The 18,836-nt window shown below is 45.6% G+C and carries 12 protein-coding genes; 8 read left to right on the top strand and 4 right to left on the bottom strand.

The genetic code is table 11. The annotated features are described in order from the left end of the window. Nucleotides 1-380: 380 nt before the first annotated feature. Nucleotides 381-3,872, bottom strand: coding sequence for an exodeoxyribonuclease V subunit gamma (gene recC / locus V1U08_RS15645; protein WP_330470976.1), 3,492 nt, complete (start codon nt 3,870-3,872; stop codon nt 381-383). Between the two features lie 250 nt (nt 3,873-4,122). On the opposite strand from recC, the gene V1U08_RS15640 reads away from it, so the two are divergent. Next, on the top strand, nt 4,123-5,946 hold the full coding sequence (locus V1U08_RS15640; protein WP_330470975.1) for a DUF3413 domain-containing protein: 1,824 nt from the start codon (nt 4,123-4,125) through the stop codon (nt 5,944-5,946). A gap of 76 nt (nt 5,947-6,022) precedes the next feature. Here V1U08_RS15640 and V1U08_RS15635 read toward each other — a convergent pair whose 3' ends face one another. Then, nucleotides 6,023-6,997, bottom strand: a complete 975-nt coding sequence (locus tag V1U08_RS15635) for a TDT family transporter (protein WP_065297292.1) — start codon at nt 6,995-6,997, stop codon at nt 6,023-6,025. Nucleotides 6,998-7,106: 109 nt separating this feature from the next. On the opposite strand from V1U08_RS15635, the gene V1U08_RS15630 reads away from it, so the two are divergent. From V1U08_RS15630 to dapD, 4 genes are all read left to right on the top strand, one after another. Then, a complete protein-coding gene (locus tag V1U08_RS15630; protein ID WP_014232819.1) occupies nt 7,107-8,012 on the top strand; it encodes a LysR substrate-binding domain-containing protein in 906 nt (301 codons plus the stop codon). Between the two features lie 128 nt (nt 8,013-8,140). After that, nucleotides 8,141-8,437, top strand: a complete 297-nt coding sequence (locus V1U08_RS15625) for a YebG family protein (RefSeq protein WP_330470974.1) — start codon at nt 8,141-8,143, stop codon at nt 8,435-8,437. A gap of 328 nt (nt 8,438-8,765) precedes the next feature. Further along, nucleotides 8,766-10,520: a PKD domain-containing protein gene (locus V1U08_RS15620; RefSeq protein ID WP_330470973.1), complete on the top strand. Its 1,755-nt coding sequence runs from the start codon at nt 8,766-8,768 to the stop codon at nt 10,518-10,520. Between the two features lie 462 nt (nt 10,521-10,982). After that, entirely contained in the window at nt 10,983-12,014 is a 1,032-nt protein-coding gene (dapD, locus tag V1U08_RS15615; protein WP_014232822.1) for a 2,3,4,5-tetrahydropyridine-2,6-dicarboxylate N-succinyltransferase, read from the top strand. Nucleotides 12,015-12,093: 79 nt separating this feature from the next. Here the strand turns inward: dapD and glpQ are convergent, their stop codons facing one another. After that, the gene (gene glpQ, locus V1U08_RS15610) at nt 12,094-13,149 is read right to left on the bottom strand and encodes a glycerophosphodiester phosphodiesterase (RefSeq protein ID WP_330470972.1); all 1,056 of its coding nucleotides are present in this window, start codon (nt 13,147-13,149) and stop codon (nt 12,094-12,096) included. Nucleotides 13,150-13,205: 56 nt separating this feature from the next. Next, nucleotides 13,206-14,570, bottom strand: a complete 1,365-nt coding sequence (gene glpT, locus V1U08_RS15605; protein ID WP_020334317.1) for a glycerol-3-phosphate transporter — start codon at nt 14,568-14,570, stop codon at nt 13,206-13,208. Nucleotides 14,571-15,318: 748 nt separating this feature from the next. On the opposite strand from glpT, the gene V1U08_RS15600 reads away from it, so the two are divergent. The 3 genes from V1U08_RS15600 (at nt 15,319) to V1U08_RS15590 (ending at nt 18,721) form a co-directional block, all read left to right on the top strand. After that, nucleotides 15,319-16,170 carry an MIP/aquaporin family protein gene (locus V1U08_RS15600; RefSeq protein WP_065297295.1) on the top strand — a complete coding sequence of 284 codons (852 nt, stop codon included), beginning with the start codon at nt 15,319-15,321 and terminating at the stop codon, nt 16,168-16,170. A 59-nt stretch (nt 16,171-16,229) separates the two neighbouring features. Next, nucleotides 16,230-17,747 carry a glycerol kinase GlpK gene (glpK, locus tag V1U08_RS15595; RefSeq protein ID WP_014232826.1) on the top strand — a complete coding sequence of 506 codons (1,518 nt, stop codon included), beginning with the start codon at nt 16,230-16,232 and terminating at the stop codon, nt 17,745-17,747. 179 nt (nt 17,748-17,926) lie between these two features. After that, complete coding sequence (locus V1U08_RS15590) at nt 17,927-18,721, top strand: DeoR/GlpR family transcriptional regulator (RefSeq protein WP_014232827.1); 795 nt, start codon at nt 17,927-17,929, stop codon at nt 18,719-18,721. Nucleotides 18,722-18,836: the final 115 nt, after the last annotated feature.

Below are 18,836 nucleotides of genomic sequence, written 5' to 3'. Positions count from 1 at the left end.
AGTGGTGTTGGCTGCTGTTGCCCAGTGGCTTCTAAATCATGGTTAGGTAGCTCTGCACCTGACATTTGATCCATAACGCTGAATCTCTCCGGATTATCAACTGATAGAAGTGTGATCTATCGTTAAAAATTCTATTTATATGTTTACCAAGTTGGATAATTTAGGGCTTTGTGGGATCTTTCTCACGGTTATCCATCTGTTGCACCGTTAGTATGCGCCTCACGAGATAAGCCAAGCCTTTCAGGCGGCAACACTCAAATGAATTAAGCAAAAGTATCATGGTCCCTCTGACCTTGTGGCCGTACAGCGAACGCCCTACACAAAATAATGATTTTCTGGCGGCCACCCTACTCTCCCTTTACTCTATCCAACTGTCCTTGCTACGCTTTTATATCGTCCGCATCTTGAACCGCTAAACGCGCACCTTGTAGCACCAACGCCGTCAATAAGCGTACTTCTTTCGCCAAATCATCATTCCAAGCTGGCCAAATACGTGCAATATACGCATTGTTTCCTTCGCCTGAACTCATGTAGCCATCGTTGAATGTATCTGCCATTTTCTTCAAAGATTTTTCTTCGTCGTCAGCCCAGTGTCCACGACTAAATCCGGCTTCAACACATGCTAACGCCGTTTGCGGGAAATAAGGCAAAGGCTTAGTCATGCCTTCAAAGAACAGACGAACCAATTCCGTAAGTAATTGCTTGGCATACTGCGCGTCAGCAATTTCAGGGTAGATTAAATGAACCGCACCTTCTTTGCGGTCATAGCCAATAATATGGGTTTTCTTGGCATGACCCGAAGCTGACATGGCAAGATGATCAATCCAAGCGGCCAGATAATCCTGTGAACGAACCCTACCGCTACGGTAGCGAATCAACCCGGATTGGTAACACTGAGTAAGCCAGCCTGTCAGGCGAACTTTTTTCTCATCGCCTTCATTGCCTTCGAATAACGAGTCAAAGGTCAGGTCGATTTCTAAATCGTCTTGCGGTGCGCCAGATAGAAACGCCAGTTTGTCCACCAGCTCTTCAGCCTGAACTCGGTTAGTTTCAAACTCGATATCACCAAACGCACCGACTGGTAACTTACCTTGTGCACGTTGTTGACTCATAAAGTGCTTAAGCACATCTGTTTTCTTCTCTGGCTGTGTCAACGTGGTTTCGAGCAAGGTTTCTAACAGCTCATCACGCATTTGATAGCTTTCCAGCCCACCGAGTACAAATGGCTCATCATCTTCCATGACTGGCAATGGTGGCTCAAATACCACTTTTAAGCGGCGATTAAAAAAGTACTGTACTGGTAAGCGCCAGAAACGTTGCAGCTCGACTAAATCGAGCTCTAGTGGGAACGTGGCTCCCAGCAGATAATCGTCCAATGCGCGATTAAAGTCATGACGAACGTAGCCTTGAGATTGGCTACTCTGGGTTAACGCCGCGGGAATCCACTCTTTGGCGTAGCTGGAGTGCATCCCCTGAAAGGCACTTGGGCTAAATGGCACCATGGCGTGCGTATTGACCAACGCTTTCAATAAGTTGTCGCCAGACTCATCAACCGGTAAACCTTCATCACCGCCTAAACAGTAATTTTGGTGACAGTATTCCATCAACTCAGAAACCAGCACTGACGGTACGCGCTCGGTGTTGTCTTGAATCGAACGACCGACATAACTGATGTACAGCGTTTGCTGTGCGGACAACATTGCTTCTAAGAACAGGTAACGGTCATCATCTCGGCGAGAACGGTCACCCGGCTTAGTTCTGCCCGTCATCAAGTCAAAACCTTCCGGCGGCATGGAACGCGGATACACGCCATCATTCATTCCAAGCAGACATACGGTTCTGAATGGAATGGAACGCATTGGCATCAGGGTACAGAAGTTCACTTGCCCGGCAAGGAAACGCTGGCTGACTCGCGTACCGGACAGTTTATCTTGCAAATATTGGCTGATGATTGCTGGTGACAATACCTCTTCGAATGCGGCATCGGCGAGCTGTTCTTTCAACTGGCTAAGCGTATCGCGAATGGATTTGAGCGCCATTTCGCCTTCTAACTCGACTGAGAAGAAGTCATCCAGCAGTGTAACTAAAGTTTCTCGCCAGCCATCAATCGTCTGAACATGAGAGAGTTTGCGGCGATAAGTGCTGACTTGTTGGATAAAGTGCGCTAACTTACCCACAAGCTCTGCGCCCATGCCTTGCACTTCGTTGTACGGAGACAAACTGCCTTGCTCGGTTTCAAACAAACCTGCCGACTCTGGCATCGCATAACCCAGTAACATTCGCTGAATGCCAAACTGCCAGGTGTTTTGACGCGTTTCCGGCAGTTCAAATTCGCGTCCGGTATTGGCATCCAATCCCCAACGAATACCCGAGGCTTCAACCCACTGTTTGGCTTGTAAGAAATCGTCTTCACTTAGCTCAAAACGCTTCAATATCGCCGGAGTTTCCAGCAGTTCAAGTAATTCCGATGCCAAGCAGCGCGTGTTCGGTAGGTTTACCAACTGCATAAATGCCGCAAGAATCGGGCTCTCCTGATCCGCCGTTCGGTCTGAAATCGAATATGGAATAAAACGCTCACCCGGCGCATTACCAAATACTGCTTGAATTGCGGGACTGTAGGCGTTGATGTCCGCAACCATGACGATAATATCGCGTGGCTTTAACGTTGGGTCAGCATCGAACATCGCCAGAAGTTGATCATGAAGCACTTCGACTTCACGCATTGGACTGTGACAAGCGTGTAGACTTAGCGATTTGTCGCCCAGACTAACCACTTGCTTGTGGCCACTATGCTCAATCTGCTGGTCGTCCTGGTGTTCTTCAAGGTTTAAAATATCCGCTTGCAGTTGATGGAGCAGACTATCACGCTCGACATCAACAAACGCTTCAATCTCATGGGACTCCAGTTGAGAAAGCAGATACATGTTATCGCGGCCAAGTTTCCCCATCGAAGCCAATAGACTGTTTCCGACCACATCAGTGTGCAGTTCGTCGAGCACATTATCTTCTACAGACCCTTTCAACTGCTCGGTTTCACCTTGCACTTCAGAGTGGTCATCCTGCCAAACTACATGCTGACGATGTTTCGCTGCCAAGCGAGCCAGGTACTTGCGATCTCGAACCTCACCCCAGTAATAACGACATGGATTGGTGAACATCAAATGCACGTCGATGTGTTCGCCAATCGCTTTTAGCGCATCCATGTAACGTGGTGGTAAAGAGGAGATACCAAAAACAAACAAACGCTTGGGCAAATGATCGAAGTAGCCGTTAAAGTTCTCTAACGTGTCGATAAAGTGTTCATAAAGGTTAGCTCGGTGATAAGGAGACTGCCCCAGAGAAACCGTGTGGTCGTACAATGCTTGCCACAAAATTGGCTGCCACGGATGCTCGTCTTCCAGCTCTGGCACACTCTGACCCGCTTCCCAGCTGGCGATCCATTCCGGACGGTATACCAGGTAGCCATCAAATATATCGGCAATTTTTTCTGCCAGCTGATACAGCTTGGAGTTATCACTGTCGTCTTTGAGATATTGCGCCAACGGTGAAAACGTCTCTTGGTTTAGAAGCCCTGGCAACAGGTGCATCAACTTCCACGTCATGGCTTCTTTGTTAAATGCACTACGTTTTGGCACATCAGGCAATACCTGAGTGAACATTTCCCAAATGAAGGTCGCAGGGAGCGGAAAATCGATGTTCGCCGCCACTCCAAACTCTTTGGCCAGTTCCATTTTTAACCACTGAGACATACCGGGGCTTTGAACCAGTATTTGTTCTTTTTCGAACGGGTTTTCCAGCGGACTGATGCGAATCAGTTCAACTAGAAGTGATTTGAGAACGTCAACTTGGTTGGAGTGATAAACAGTAAACAAATTGGGAACACCGAGTGCCGATTGAAACTGTTAGCTAGCTTAGCACAGCGCTATTTAAACCCGCAGTGTTCTCTTTACTTGGAATAACAAAAGGCTAGATATCACGCAGTTTGAGCATAAAACACTACTTTTCAATGACGTAATAAGCTCCGATTAAACCCACACATAACGTGACATTGTTCACATCCATTCCAAAATAAAAAACACTGTTTTATAATCTAACCACCTATAATTTATAAATATGAAAAGTATGATTCGCAAACCGTCGTCCAACAGCGCTTGGCTGATTGCTTTTTTTGCTTGCTTTGCAGTGTATCTGTCTATCACTTGCTATCCGTTCGTGTTGTCTAGCAATCAGAATGAACCGCTAACCTTATTGCAAGGTTATTACTTAGCTTCCACTCAATTTGGGTGGCTCGGTTTGGTTGTTCTTCCATTTATGTTGTTGAGTTTATTGCTCTCTTTTCTACCGACTCGTTTGTTCAAAGGCATCGTTATCGCTATCTCTATCTGCCTTCTGATCATATTCAAAGTCGATATCCTTGTTTTTCAACAATATAAATTCCACATCAATGCTCTATTAATCCGCATGTTTTTTGAGGGTGGTAGCGATGTGTTTGATATTTCCTGGATGAGCTGGCTCATTTTCGGCAGTGAAGTCACCGTTCTAGTACTAGGACTTGCATGTACCGTTTGGCTGAGTAATAAGCTCGCAGAAAGCCGAGCAAAGTTCTTGTTGATCAGTGCGTGGTTTGCCATGTTGCTTAGCACACAAATGATCCATGCGTACAAAAACGCACTTTACGATGATGAAGTCAGTCAGTATTCGAACAACTGGCCGCTTTACTATCCGCTTACTGCTCGTAAATTTATCTACAAACACAACCTTGTTGATGAAAGTATCGCGTCGAAGAACCGGGTGGAGTTATCCAATGTGGAAAGTAGCTCTCTAAACTATCCGCTTGAGCCTGTTCAAGTGCAAAGTAAAAAGACACTCCCAAACGTTTTATTTATTTTGGTGGATGCTTGGCGCTACAGTGATGCAACCCCTGAAGTCATGCCAAATGTCAGTGAGTTCGCTAAACAAACAGTGAGTTTTACTCAACATATGAGCGGTGGTAACTCGACTCAAGCTGGCATCTTTAGCCTATTTTATAGTTTACCTGCCACCTATTGGGAAAGCTTTTACGCGAGCCAACGATCCCCACTATTTATGGATACACTGCAACAAGAAGGCTACCGCATGGGTATTTTTGGCTCTGCACCATTGACCAGCCCACCGCTTTCTCGCACGGTATTCAAAAAAGTACCCGACTTAACCCTGAAACAGACAGGTGAAACGGCAGTAGAACGAGATCAACAGATCACGGATAAGTTCATCGAGTTCCAAAAGCAGGACAGTGAACAGCCATACTTTGGCTTTCTGTTCTATGATTCTGCCCACGGCACATTGTTCCCAGAACCTGAGTTCGCTAAATTCAAACCGTACTGGGAACGCGTCGATCACATTCTTTTAAACAACGATTTTGACGCTTCGCTTTATCACAACCGCTACAAAAACTCGTTGTATTACATCGATAGTTTGATTGGTGAAGTACTGAAGAGCGTCGATTTAGACAACACTATCGTGGTGATTTCTTCTGACCATGGCGAGGAGTTTAACGATCACAAGATGAACTACTGGGGCCATACGGGGAACTACAGTGACGTTCAGGTGCATGTTCCTCTTTACGTATCCATACCCAATCATCAACCTGAGAAAATTGATTACCGTACTACGCATTTTGACGTCGTACCAACCATGATGAATATGCTGTTTGATGTTCAGGGTAAAACAAGCGCCTACAGCGTGGGCCACAACTTACTGGATAGCTCTGCCCCTCGTGATTGGTACATCGCGGGCAGTTACTATAACTATGCTTTGATCGGAAAAGATTTGATGCTGGTGGTAAACCCAGGCGGTCATTCTCAGCAACTGGACAACCAGTTAAACGTCGAAAAAGAACACCATATTCCGGTTAATATTATTCGTCATTTTCTCGACGAGATGTCGCGCTTTTATAAAAAAGGCTGAATCCATATTCGCTTCCCCTTAAAAGTAAAAAAGCCTCTAGGTGGTAACACCAAGAGGCTTTTTCATATCTTGCTATTTAGGCGTGATGCGCTTGTATTAAGCGAGGCTGAATCAACAAGTTGTTGATGTATTGTAATGCCACATAAGAGACAACAAATGTCGCCACAATCAGTTCAAGACCCGCTAAGCCTCGAACTTGTTGAACATAATCCGATGCTAAACCTTGTGTCTCCATCCAGTTCGCCATTTTAAACAGCGCTGTCGCACCTATCACCATTGGGAAAGTGAACGCTGCATAGCCTGGGCTAAATGGCAGTCTGAGTAATTTAAAGAATGCTAGGTAGATGATCGCTGTCATCAATACCGCGATACCAAATAGCATAGCGATGATCACTGGCGATGGCGTCGCAGTGACGGTTAGATAACCCGCCAAAGACAGGCTCGCTGGCGCAGCCATGATTGCCATCGTTGGTTTCGCTGCATCTGGAATTTCATGGGTAAACATGAAACGGTAAATCATCATCGGTAACATGATCGCATACGCTACCATGCCAAACATCAACGCGCCTTGAGCCACTGGTGCTAAAACCGGATTACCCGAGAACGACACATCTGCAACGATGATGCCTACAGGTGGTACAAACCAGCTTGGAACCATGTGGTGCAATTCAAACTCTTTTGCTCGATGGTAAACAAAACTCACTAAAAACACGATGTGCAGAACAACCGCGACCAGCCAGAGTGCGTCACCCGCAAGCGGTAACCACTGACCTAATGAGTTAGAAACCACCATCGTTCCCATTGCAAATGTTGGTACAACGCTTCCCACGACTGGGTGCGCAAGGTCCTGCCTTAACAATTGATGATGTAGAATGAATTTAATCGCCAAAATGGTCAGCAATACACTGGCAATGCCAGCACTCACCCACTGTCCATAGCCATGTAATTCAGCGAAGTTTTCCCAACTCCAACCCAAACTCGCAATACCAAGTGCTAACCCCGCCATCGGAGTCGGTGCGTCGATTAGTTTTGCTTTTGTTTTCTGAATCATCACAACCTCTATCAGAGCCAGTCTCGATGTGGCTAATAATACGCTTGCACTTCGTTCCAAACTATCTAATTATTTAGAACATACGTTCAGGTTTACTAAACATAATTCTATGGCAAGTCATATTTCTCTTAAACAGCTCAAGGTATTTACCACCATCACTCAGCACAAAACGCTGACGGCCGCCTCTGAGAGCCTCTTCCTTTCTAAAGCGGCGGTAAGTATGGCGCTGTCTGAACTGGAAAAGCAGATCGGTCATCATCTGTTTGATCGGGTCAATAACCGATTGATTCTCAATCAAGAAGGGCAAAAGTTGCTGCCCTTAGCGGATGAGTTATTAAACCGTGCTAAAGATATTGAGAGCATTTTTGAAGGTGATCACGCCCTAACCGGGCAACTACGAATTGGAGCGAGTGATACCATCGGCAATCAAGTCGCTCCTTTTCTCTTAAGCGCATTTCGCCAGCACACCAACCACCGTTCTCAAAGCCTGTTTATCTCAAACTCGGCGCAAATATGTGACAAATTGACCGACTACGAGCTGGATATCGCCCTGATCGAAGGCAAAACACTGCACCCCGAGCTTCAGTCGTCACAATTTAGTGAAGATGAGATGTGCGTGATCTGCTCGCCAGAGTATCCCGCAGCGCACGAGGGAATGATGAATCTGGCAGAGCTGGAAAATAGCGAATGGATATTGCGCGAGGCAGGTTCTGGGTCACGTGAGTTCTTTTTGCGTGTCATCGCACCTCGTCTAGAGCACTGGCACGAGGCATTTCAGCTCAATACCACTGAAGCACTCATCAACTCCGTATCTGCAGGTTTAGGGCTTGGCTGTTTGTCACGTTTATCAGCCGATCCGGCAATTCGCGAAGGTCGCGTAAAGGTTCTTGAAATGCCGCTGGATATGAAACGTCGGTTCTGGCTATTAGTGCACAAAGAAAAATATCAAAGTCCACTGCTAAAAACCTTTATCGAGTTTTGCCAGAGTTGGCAGTCTCCCGTAAATAATAAATAGTTCAATAGCTGGTCAGTTAGCTCTACTCGCTTCGCATTCTTAACTCACCAGGCTTTACTGCTCTAGACTTAGCTGGTTAAAAACTGTATAAAAAGCCAGTATCAATTCACCAAATTAGGGGACTAACCATGGCTGTAATAGTCAAGTACGTGGTAGAACGCAATGGAGAAGAGAAAATGACTTTTACCTCTAAAGCGGAAGCTGACGCATATGACAAAATGCTGGATATGGCGGACGAGCTATTCTCTCTGCTAGGTAAGAGTGAACTTCTTGAAGAGGAAGATAAGCAGGAAGATCTTGCCATGTTCCTTGCGCAAAACAAAGAAGAAGTGCTTTATGCTTTAGGTGCAAAACGTAGACCTACACCAAAGAAAGCGAAGAAACTTGAAGCTGTTGAAGAAGACAAAAACGAAGACGCCGCATAAGATTTCCAAGCTTTTCAAAAAACGCCGCATCTTGTGGCGTTTTTTTATGCCTGTAGACCGCAGATGAAACATGTAAACAAGGCCTCACTTGCTCTAAATTAAAATATTCAATACGCATTTAGTTTAGTAAAAACACCCACCTAAAACTTCTTTCCTAGGCTGAAATCATCCCTTTTAGTTGAGTAACTGCCATCCAAAATTGTGACATCCTGCCCATTAATTGATATGACTCGAAATTCGCACCAGCCGCCCTATTTGACGGTAACTAATTGTTGTTGTTAATGAATTGGCAGTACAAAATATCGGCACTTTTCAGAGAGGTGAAATTATGTACAAATTTAGTTCTTTGGTTATTGCGTTATTTTTGGTCGGCTGCGGAGGTGGTGGCGGTGGTAGTGATAGCAGCGGTAATATTCGCGTGTTCAGCCCACAGCCGACGGTCGATATTGTCGGTCATACGATGTTGCCATTAACTGCGCATATCGCATTTGATTCAAAAGGAGTGACCGCACAACAGATCCATGTGGGTGTTGCTTCAGAAAGTCCTCTGGTGAAAAACGCTGAGATTGTGTTTACTTCTGAAACTGGCGGGATACTAAAGATTGACTTAGAGCCTGGCTACAAAGCAGGCAATGGCACAACCCAACATCAGATTTCTATGCTGGCCTGCTTTGATGAGTATTGTAATGAGCATGTTCCTGGCTCTCCAATTAACGCAACGATTAACTATAGTGTCGAACTTAACGAACAGGCGATCCTGTTAGAAAACGAGACGATCCACTATCACGCGGCAACCAACGCTCTCGTAGATAATAATCTCAAGCAGCGCACCATCCGTCTTCGTGGTAACCATGGCGATCAGCTCAAGCTATCACGTTCAGACGGTGAAGTGCGGGTCAACCAGCTATCTCTGACACCAAAATCCTATGATGAATACGCTGCTTTAATTGACTTAAAGTTGCCACATAACCTCGCTGTTGGCGATTATAGTGGCGATTTAGAACTCAATGTATGTTACGACGAGCAGTGTGATTACCCTGTATCAGGTAGCCCACTTCAGGTGCCAATGGACTTTGTGATTGAAGCACCAACACAAGCCTTAAGTAACGCGCTAGCGGTAAACGAACGCTTGAAGTTCGGGTATGAAGTGTTACAAGCGGCCTACGTTCCAGGCTTAAACCTGTTAGTGATGACTTCAGATTCACCAACTAATCAGTTGTATGTATATGATTTAGCAACGGGTGAAACACAAAACTTTAGCCTTTCTAACCAGCCTGTTTCTCTGACTGTTGATACTCTTGCCAAACAAGGTCGAGTTGTTGTCGCGACGGAATATCAAGCTGAAGTATTTGATTTTAATTCCGCAGATTTAGCGACGCCAACCCGCCAACAGATCTCTACAAGTTATAATTCTCCAAGCATTGCTGTGCGTCGTGATGATCTATTTGCTGCGGGTTCAAACCTAGAAGTGATCGATATTTCCACGAAAAGCAGTGAGATCTCTGAAGGAGTCTATTGGTATTCCCCCGATATTAAACTGGGTAATAACGGGGACGTATTGTTAGGCTTAGAGGCCAATCTTTCGCCACAAAGTTTTACTGGCGTATTCGTTGAGTCAGGGCAATGGAACTTGCAGAATACTGAAGATGAGTACCATGGAAACTATTCACACGGCGGGGTATTCTGGTTTGATAAAGCAGGTGACCATTATATCGATGGCGACGGCAACTACTATACGCTAAAGGATGGCAACCGCTTAGATTTGCAGTGGGCAGGTCGACTTCCCCTATCTAACTGGAGTGACACTTACAAACCATCAATCACTGCATTTATTGATACAGGCAGCGAATATGTGATTGCTGAAGGCGAGCAAAGTCGCCAGCTCCGTGTGATTGACAAAGTTAGCAACACCGTCACAAAAAGTTTTGCGGCAACCAATCGTGAAGGTTCATGGGGGACAGGTGAAGAGCATATTCAGTTTGCCTTTGTCGCTGATGGCGGAGAAATCTACATGATTAAATCACTGAATGACTACACGACTAGTTGGGAATATGCGCAACCTGAACTGGTCAGGGTTAAGTAATTCCCATCTTCTGGATGGATAATATCCGAGTAACTTGTTAGTTCACAAAGCCAAGTCTTTTTGACTTGGCTTGTTTCATTTCAGAGCCTTGGACTTCTTACTGTTCAAGCGAGATGCTGCGTTTAGGTTACATTTCTCATCAGACAGACATATCTCTTAAAAGACAAAAGGTATCCATCTACAGACTTTCTGTATTTCACCTCTTTAAACTCCCCAACAGTGTCTTTATGATGACTATCAACTGATATCAATCGTAGTAAATAACCGGTCGTTCTAGCTTGTTAAAATGCGTGATAACTGCGTTAAAAATTTTGATTGTAGAGTAACTACTCATCAAAAAATTTTTGCCTTGTCCTCAAGCATTTTTCCAGCGCAATCTCTGAACCCTTATTTACTGTGATTGGCATAATTAATTTCTTGTCAGCGAACGACGAGACCAGACTCAACAGACGGAGATCAACTATGGCTTTCTTTTCTCTAGCCTTTGGTACGGCAACTAAAAACCGTGACGGTAAAATCATCGAAGCGTTTTTTCCAAACCCAGTTCTTAACCCAAGCGACGAGCTAGTAAACGCGCTAGCGGCAGTAGCTGGATACGAGCAAGGCAACCAAGCTATCGAGATCTCTGCAGCACAAAGCGCAGAACTTGCAGCAGCTTTCGAAGCAAACGGCGATGCTGCAAACGCATCTTTCGCAACTAAAGCAGCAGAATCTGCACAACCACTTGTTTTGGTTATCCTAGCTTCTGACGAGCAGCCACAATCTGTTGCTGAAGGTTTCCTAAAGCTACAACTTATCTCTAACCGTCTGGTTAAGCCACACGGCACCGTTCTGGATGGCATCTTCGGTCTGCTACACAACATCGCATGGACAAACGAAGGCCCAATCGACCTGCCTGAACTGGCAGATCGTCAAATCGAAGCTCGTCTGGCTGGTCGCACGCTAAGCGTAGATTGTGTCGACAAGTTCCCTAAAATGGTCGACTACGTGGTACCAACTGGTATTCGTATCGCTGACACATCTCGTGTACGTCTTGGCGCACACGTGGGCGAAGGTACAACAGTTATGCACGAAGGTTTCATCAACTTCAACGCAGGTACAACAGGCGTGAGCATGGTTGAAGGCCGTATTTCTGCTGGTGTTGTGGTTGGTAACGGTTCAGATATCGGTGGTGGTGCTTCTATCATGGGTACACTATCAGGTGGCGGTACTGTGGTTGTTTCTATCGGTGAGAACTCACTACTAGGCGCGAACGCGGGTCTTGGCTTCCCACTGGGCGACCGTTGTACTCTTGAGTCAGGCCTGTACGTAACTGCTGGTACTAAAGTTCGTATGCTGGATAAAGAAGGTAACGAAGTAGAAATCGTTAAAGCTCGCGACCTTGCTGGCGTATCTGACCTGCTATTCCGTCGTAACTCTCAAACAGGTCAGGTTGAGTGTCTTGCAAACAAGAGCGCGGTTGAACTGAACAGCGAACTGCACTCAAACAACTAATTTTTTTGAATTAGAATATAAAAATCCCCCAGCCGGAAACGGTTGGGGGATTTTTGTTTCTGTCACTTTGCGATATCCGTTACTTACTCAAGAAACTTACCGCTTTGTCTGGGAAATCTGTAAACAAACCATCGACTTTCACCTGATTATAGAAGACATCCATCATGCCTTCGAAGCTATCGGTGTAAGCAGGAATACGACCCGGATCGGCACGGAAAGTATAAGGATGCACCTGTAAACCGGCATCTTTTGCTGCTTTCATCAGTGGTTTGATAATGATGTTATCTTGGGTTGATTTATCATCCACCAGCATCGGTTTCCAAGGGCCAATCCCCTCTGCATAACTGGCGACTTTCTTCATACCACCCGCCTCGAACATCCAATCGTAGTCATATGGCGTTGCAGTATCGCCCTTGTAGACCATAGTTTCATTCCAGTCGGTGTAGGCCATCAGCTGAACAAGCTTTAGATCCATCCCCATTTCTGGCATCAACTCGCTGTTGATACGTTGAAGTTCGTTGGCGTCAAAACACTGCAGATACACGTTGTCGTCTTGCGAATCATAGCCATACTGTTTCAAAACTTTCAGAACCGCTTTTGAAATGTCTTTCCCTTCATGACGGTGGAACCAAGGTGCTTTGATTTCCGGGTAGATACCGATGTCGTAACCCAGAGTTTTGTTTAGTCCCTGAATTAACTCGATTTCTTCAGCAAACGTAGGGACAGTAAAATCAGATTTCCACATTGGGAATCGAGTTGGATACCCTGCAACCTTATTACCGTTGTCATCGATATTGAACCCTTCTGTCACTCGTAACGATTTTATTTCTGCCAGAGTAAAGTCAATCGCGTAGTAACGGCCATCTTTACGTGCGCGATCGGGAAAACGCTCTGCAACATCGGTAACTCGGTCTAGGTAATGGTCATGCAATACCACCAACTGATCATCTTTGGTCATCACGACATCTTGTTCGATGTAATCTGGTTTCATGGCATAAGCAAGCGCTTTGGCTTCTAACGTATGCTCTGGTAGATAACCGGAGGCGCCTCGGTGAGCAATAACTAGTGGTTTGGCAATCGCTCCGGCTGATAAGCTCAGAGCTAAGAATGTTAGACATACTGACGTTGTTTTCATTGATATTTCCTTGATAAAGCGAAGAGGCAGTATTCCACTGCCTCTTTAAATAAATATTACGCTACTGCTTCCTTTTCGCGCGCTTTCTGATCGTGATGTGCTCGTTCGCCTAAAAATGCATAGGTCAAACACACAATAGAAGTGATACATGAGCCGATTAGGATGATAAAACCTCCATCCCAGCCAAAGTGGTCAACCGTGTAACCAAGAATGGCGTTTGCTGCCACGGCACCACCTAAGTAACCGAACAATCCTGTCAGACCCGCCGCTGTGCCTGCTGCTTTCTTCGGCGCTAACTCAAGAGCGTACAAACCAATCAACATGACAGGGCCATAAATCAAGAAGCCAATCGCAATCAGAGCCAGCATGTCTACCGTCGGATTGCCTGCTGGATTAAACCAGTAAACCAGAACCGCAACAGTCACAAGAGCCATAAACAGAATACCCGCAGGAGCACGACGACCTTTGAATATCTTGTCAGAAATCCAACCACACAATAGCGTGCCAGGGATACCCGCCCACTCATACAGGAAGTAAGCCCACGACGATTTATCGACCGAGAAATCCTTCGCTTCTTTTAGGTATACCGGTGCCCAGTCCAACACGCCGTAGCGAATCAAATAAACAAACGCGTTGGCAATCGCAATCGACCATAACAGCTTGTTGTTGAACACATACTTGAAGAATATTTCCTTCGCCGTCATTTCCTGTTCGTGAGATTTATCGTAATCATCAGGGTAGTCATCTTTGTACTCTTCAATCGAAGGAAGACCACAAGATTGAGGAGTATCTCGAACCGTCATCCAGATAAAGACCGCGACCAACGTGGCAAAAAAAGCAGGAACGTAAAATGCGGTACGCCAGTCGTCGTTAAAAGCCCAAAGACCAAGGATAAATAGTGGCCCGATCAAACCGCCACCCACGTTATGGGCAACGTTCCAAACCGAAACAATCTCACCACGCTCTTTGCGTGACCACCAGTGAACCATGGTTCGCCCACAAGCTGGCCATCCCATACCTTGGAACCAACCGTTTAAAAACAGCAGAATAAACATCGCGGTTACACTGCCCGTCGCCCACGGCATAAAACCAAAGCAGAACATGACAAGCGCAGACATCAACAAACCGCCACTGAGGAAGTAACGAGGGTTAGAACGGTCAGAAACACTGCCCATCAGGAACTTAGACAGTCCATATGCGATAGATACGGCCGCAAGCGCAACCCCGAGATCACCACGGCTAAAGCCCTGTTCAATTAGGTACGGCATCGCCAAACTAAAGTTTTTTCGGACCAGATAATAGCCCGCATAGCCGACAAAAATACCAATGAAAAGTTGCCAACGTAGACGAGAGTAGGTGCTATCAATACTGTCCGGGGATAGACGATCGATGTGCGCCTTAGGTTTGAATATTCCAAACATAGGAACCTCATTATTTATAATGCGATGGTAAGAAACCCAAAAACAAAAACGAAACAAAACAAACATTCGTTCGAAACTTATCGCATTGTATGAAGTTAAAACTCTATTTCTGTGACAAATGTTGCATAAGAATTAAATTGTAGTAAATACAGTTAATTAGAACTCATTAGTTAGAACTTCGTTCAACTTTACGCATATTTCGTTAATGTTGTGGATGTTTGAAAAAGAGCATTCTCTCACCAAATCGCAAAATTAATCCGACGAACACAAAGTGACTAACGTGATAGCACCTCCCCAATGGCGCAGCATAAATTAGACGCGAGTTTAGACAAAACTGGGCTTCTGCGAGCACGTATCCCGGTCTAAAACGGGAATGTCGCTTACTCCCCCCCTTTAATAGAGCCCGTATAACTCCTTATAAGATCTAACTATTTAGGGTTACTTATTATGCTAAACCAGTGCAACAAATCACCTTTCACGCAGCAGCATCACAAAACTCCTCTTACCAGTTTCCCATTCATGTACGCATCGGTAACATGAATGAAGCATCACACCTTAAACTTCAAAAAATGATGATCGGTAAGTTTCCTTTATGATTAAAAGATGCGCTATTTAACAAAAATTAAGAGTTTGATTAACATTTTTATGCTCAAACGCTCAAATTCAACGCTCGTTTGTTTTCGAAAGATTATTTATATGCACAATACTACCGTGCTAGATAAGCAAAATTAACTAAAGGACTCTTACCATGACAACCAACAAACACCCTTCTCTGTTCGGAGAATGTTTGGCCGAATTTATCGGTACAGGATTACTTATATTCTTCGGCGTTGGCTGCGTCGCAGCCCTAGTGTTAACTGGCGCATCTTTTGGACAGTGGGAAATCAGCATAGTATGGGGCTTAGGTGTGACCATCGCTATTTACTGTACAGCCGGCGTTTCAGGTGCTCACATTAACCCAGCGGTGACCATTGCTCTTGCCATGTTCCATGGCTTCGATAAAGCAAAAGTATTGCCATACATCATCGCTCAATTACTTGGCGCGTTTTGTTCCGCAGCTTTGGTCTACAGCTTGTACGCCAACCTCTTTACTGATTATGAAATCGCACACAATTTCGTTCGTAGTAGCCAAGAGGCCTTAGCAACAGCGGGAATTTTCTCTACCTACCCAAATGCTTCTCTTTCTTTCATGGGAGCTTTTGCTGTCGAATTCGTTATTACTGCGGTATTAATGTTTGCGATTCTTGCTCTGGGTGATGAAAGCAACGGTGCGTCTCGCGGCGCAATGAACCCACTATTGATTGGTATTCTTATTGCTGTTATTGGTGGTTCACTTGGCCCACTAACCGGCTTTGCGATGAACCCAGCTCGTGACTTTGGACCAAAACTGTTCGCCTACTTTGCTGGCTGGGATTATGCACTGACTGGCGCGAAAGATATCCCTTACTTTATTGTCCCAATTCTCGCCCCAATCGCAGGTGCATGCTTTGGTGGTTGGCTATATCCAAAAGCGATTGCAGCTTATCTTCCACAGCAAGGCCACGGCTGTACGATCCCGAATCAGTGTGACACAGAAGAAACAGAACAAGCTCGCGCTTAAAACCGACATAACCCGAACATTTACTAAAATATAAATAACGAAATAAAAGGATTCTTACCATGACTGAGCAAAAATACATTGTTGCCCTAGACCAAGGTACGACAAGCTCTCGCGCAGTAATTCTTGATCACGACGCGAATATCGTCAGCGTCGCTCAGCGCGAATTTACTCAGATTTATCCGCAAGCAGGTTGGGTTGAGCACGATCCAATGGAAATCTGGGCAACACAAAGTTCAACCTTAGTTGAAGCTTTAGCTAAGTCAGGCATCCGCAGCGATCAATTAGCGGCTATTGGCATCACAAACCAACGTGAAACAACGATCGTCTGGAACAAAGAAACAGGCAAACCGGTTTACAACGCTATCGTCTGGCAATGTCGACGCACCGCAGAAATTTGCGAAGACTTAAAACGCCGCGGCTTAGAAGACTACGTACGTGATAACACAGGCTTAGTGCTTGACCCTTACTTCTCTGGTACCAAAGTGAAGTGGATTCTTGATAACGTCGAAGGTGCCCGCGAAGATGCCGAAGCAGGAAAACTGTTATTTGGTACGGTTGATACCTGGCTGGTGTGGAAAATGACACAAGGCCGTGTGCACGTAACGGATTACACCAACGCTTCACGTACGATGCTATTTAATATCAATGACCTATGTTGGGACCAAAAGCTGTTGGATGAGTTGGGTATTCCTGCGTCAATGATGCCTGAAGTAAAACGTTCATCTGAAATCTATGGCAAAACCAACATTGGTGGTAAAGGTGGTACGCGTATTCCTATTGCTGGTATTGCTGGTGACCAACAAGCTGCGCTTTACGGCCAGATGTGTGTTGAAGCAGGTCAGGCAAAGAACACCTACGGTACAGGTTGCTTCTTGTTGATGAATACTGGTCAGGAAAAAGTGACCTCTACACACGGCCTGCTGACAACACTAGCATGTGGCCCGAAAGGTGAACCGGCATACGCACTCGAAGGCGCGGTGTTCATGGGCGGTGCGTCTATTCAGTGGCTACGTGACGAGCTTAAGATTCTTAATGGCGCAGAAGACTCTGAATACTTCGCAACAAAAGTAGACACATCCAATGGTGTGTACGTCGTACCAGCCTTTACTGGCCTTGGCGCACCATACTGGGATGCTTACGCACGAGGAACCATTGTTGGCTTAACTCGAGGCGTTAACTCAAACCATATTATTCGTGCAACTTTGGAAGGCATCGCTTACCAAACCCGTGACGTATTGGATGCAATGCAAGCCGACTCTGGAATCCAGTTGGCTAACCTAAGAGTTGACGGCGGCGCAGTAGCAAACAACTTCTTGATGCAATTCCAGTCTGACGTGCTAAATACGCAAGTACTTCGCCCTGAAGTCACTGAAGTAACCGCTCTGGGTGCAGCTTATCTGGCAGGCTTAGCGGTAGGATATTGGGATAGCCTCGATGAACTGCAAGGTAAAGCGGTAATTGATCGTACATTTGAGCCTCATGATGATGAAGAGAAACGTAATCGTCGCTACAAAGGCTGGAAGCGTGCAGTGAAATGTGCTCAAACCTGGTCAGAACTTCACGACGAAGACGATTAATCCCCTACAAACACGACCAAAGAGCGCCATTCGAGCGCTCTTTTTGCGTCTTATCCCCGATTCCTTGATCGCTTTACTTCTCACAACGCGCAAATTCGAGCACAATATCTCCAAATTACTCAATATATTTCGAATGTTAAGCATTGGGAGCTAGCTACCCGTGCACAATGGAGTCGTAAGTGAAGCAAATACCTAGACACCAGCAGATTGTCGAGTTGGTGAAAAAACAAGGCTATGTCAGCACGGATGAGTTGGTCGAACGATTCAATGTCAGCCCACAAACCATCCGACGCGATCTCAATGAACTCGCCGACGATAACAGAATTCGTCGCTATCACGGTGGCGCCACCATCCCTCTCAGCTCGGAAAATACCTCTTACAACACGCGTAAGGCACTTAACTTCAACGAAAAAGATGTGATTGCAGAAGAGGTGGTCAAACACATACCTGATGGCGCGACGCTCTTTATCGATATCGGAACGACGCCGGAAGCCGTTGCACGTGCACTCAATAAAAACCACAAACAACTTCGAGTGGTCACTAACAACATCAACGTTGCGACCATTCTTTACCCTAACCCAGAAATCAAAGTGATACTGGCTGGCGGCGAAGTTCGTAACCGCGATGGTGGTATCGTTGGTGAAGCCACTCTGGACTTCGTAAAACAATTCCGCCTCGATTTCGGTATTCTCGGAATCAGTGGTATTGATTTCGATGGTTCACTGCTGGACTTCGATTACCATGAAGTACGAGTAAAACAGGTTATCATCGATAACAGTCGCAGCGTATTTCTGGCCGTAGACCACACTAAGTTTGGCCGCAATGCGATGGTGAAACTGGGCAATATCGCTCAGTTAAACATGATATTTACCAATAAGCAGCCACCTGAAGAAATTCTGTCTATTTTAAAAGAAGCCTCCATCCCTCTTGAAGTTGTCGACGCAAACGGGGCGACAGACGAAGAAAATAAATAATTCGCTCAAACTTGAACCTTTAAATGACCTCTGCCTTACTTAGACAGAGGTTTTTTTGTGCCAAAATCACACAAAACGCTCAAAAACGAAAATAACAGATGACCACAAACGAAAC

Origin of the sequence: Vibrio sp. YYF0003, assembly GCF_036350715.1 — a bacterium.
GTDB classification, from domain to species: domain Bacteria; phylum Pseudomonadota; class Gammaproteobacteria; order Enterobacterales; family Vibrionaceae; genus Vibrio; species Vibrio natriegens.
The sequence above is the reverse complement of the archived record's forward strand: the minus strand, read 5'-3'. Positions and strand labels throughout refer to the sequence as shown.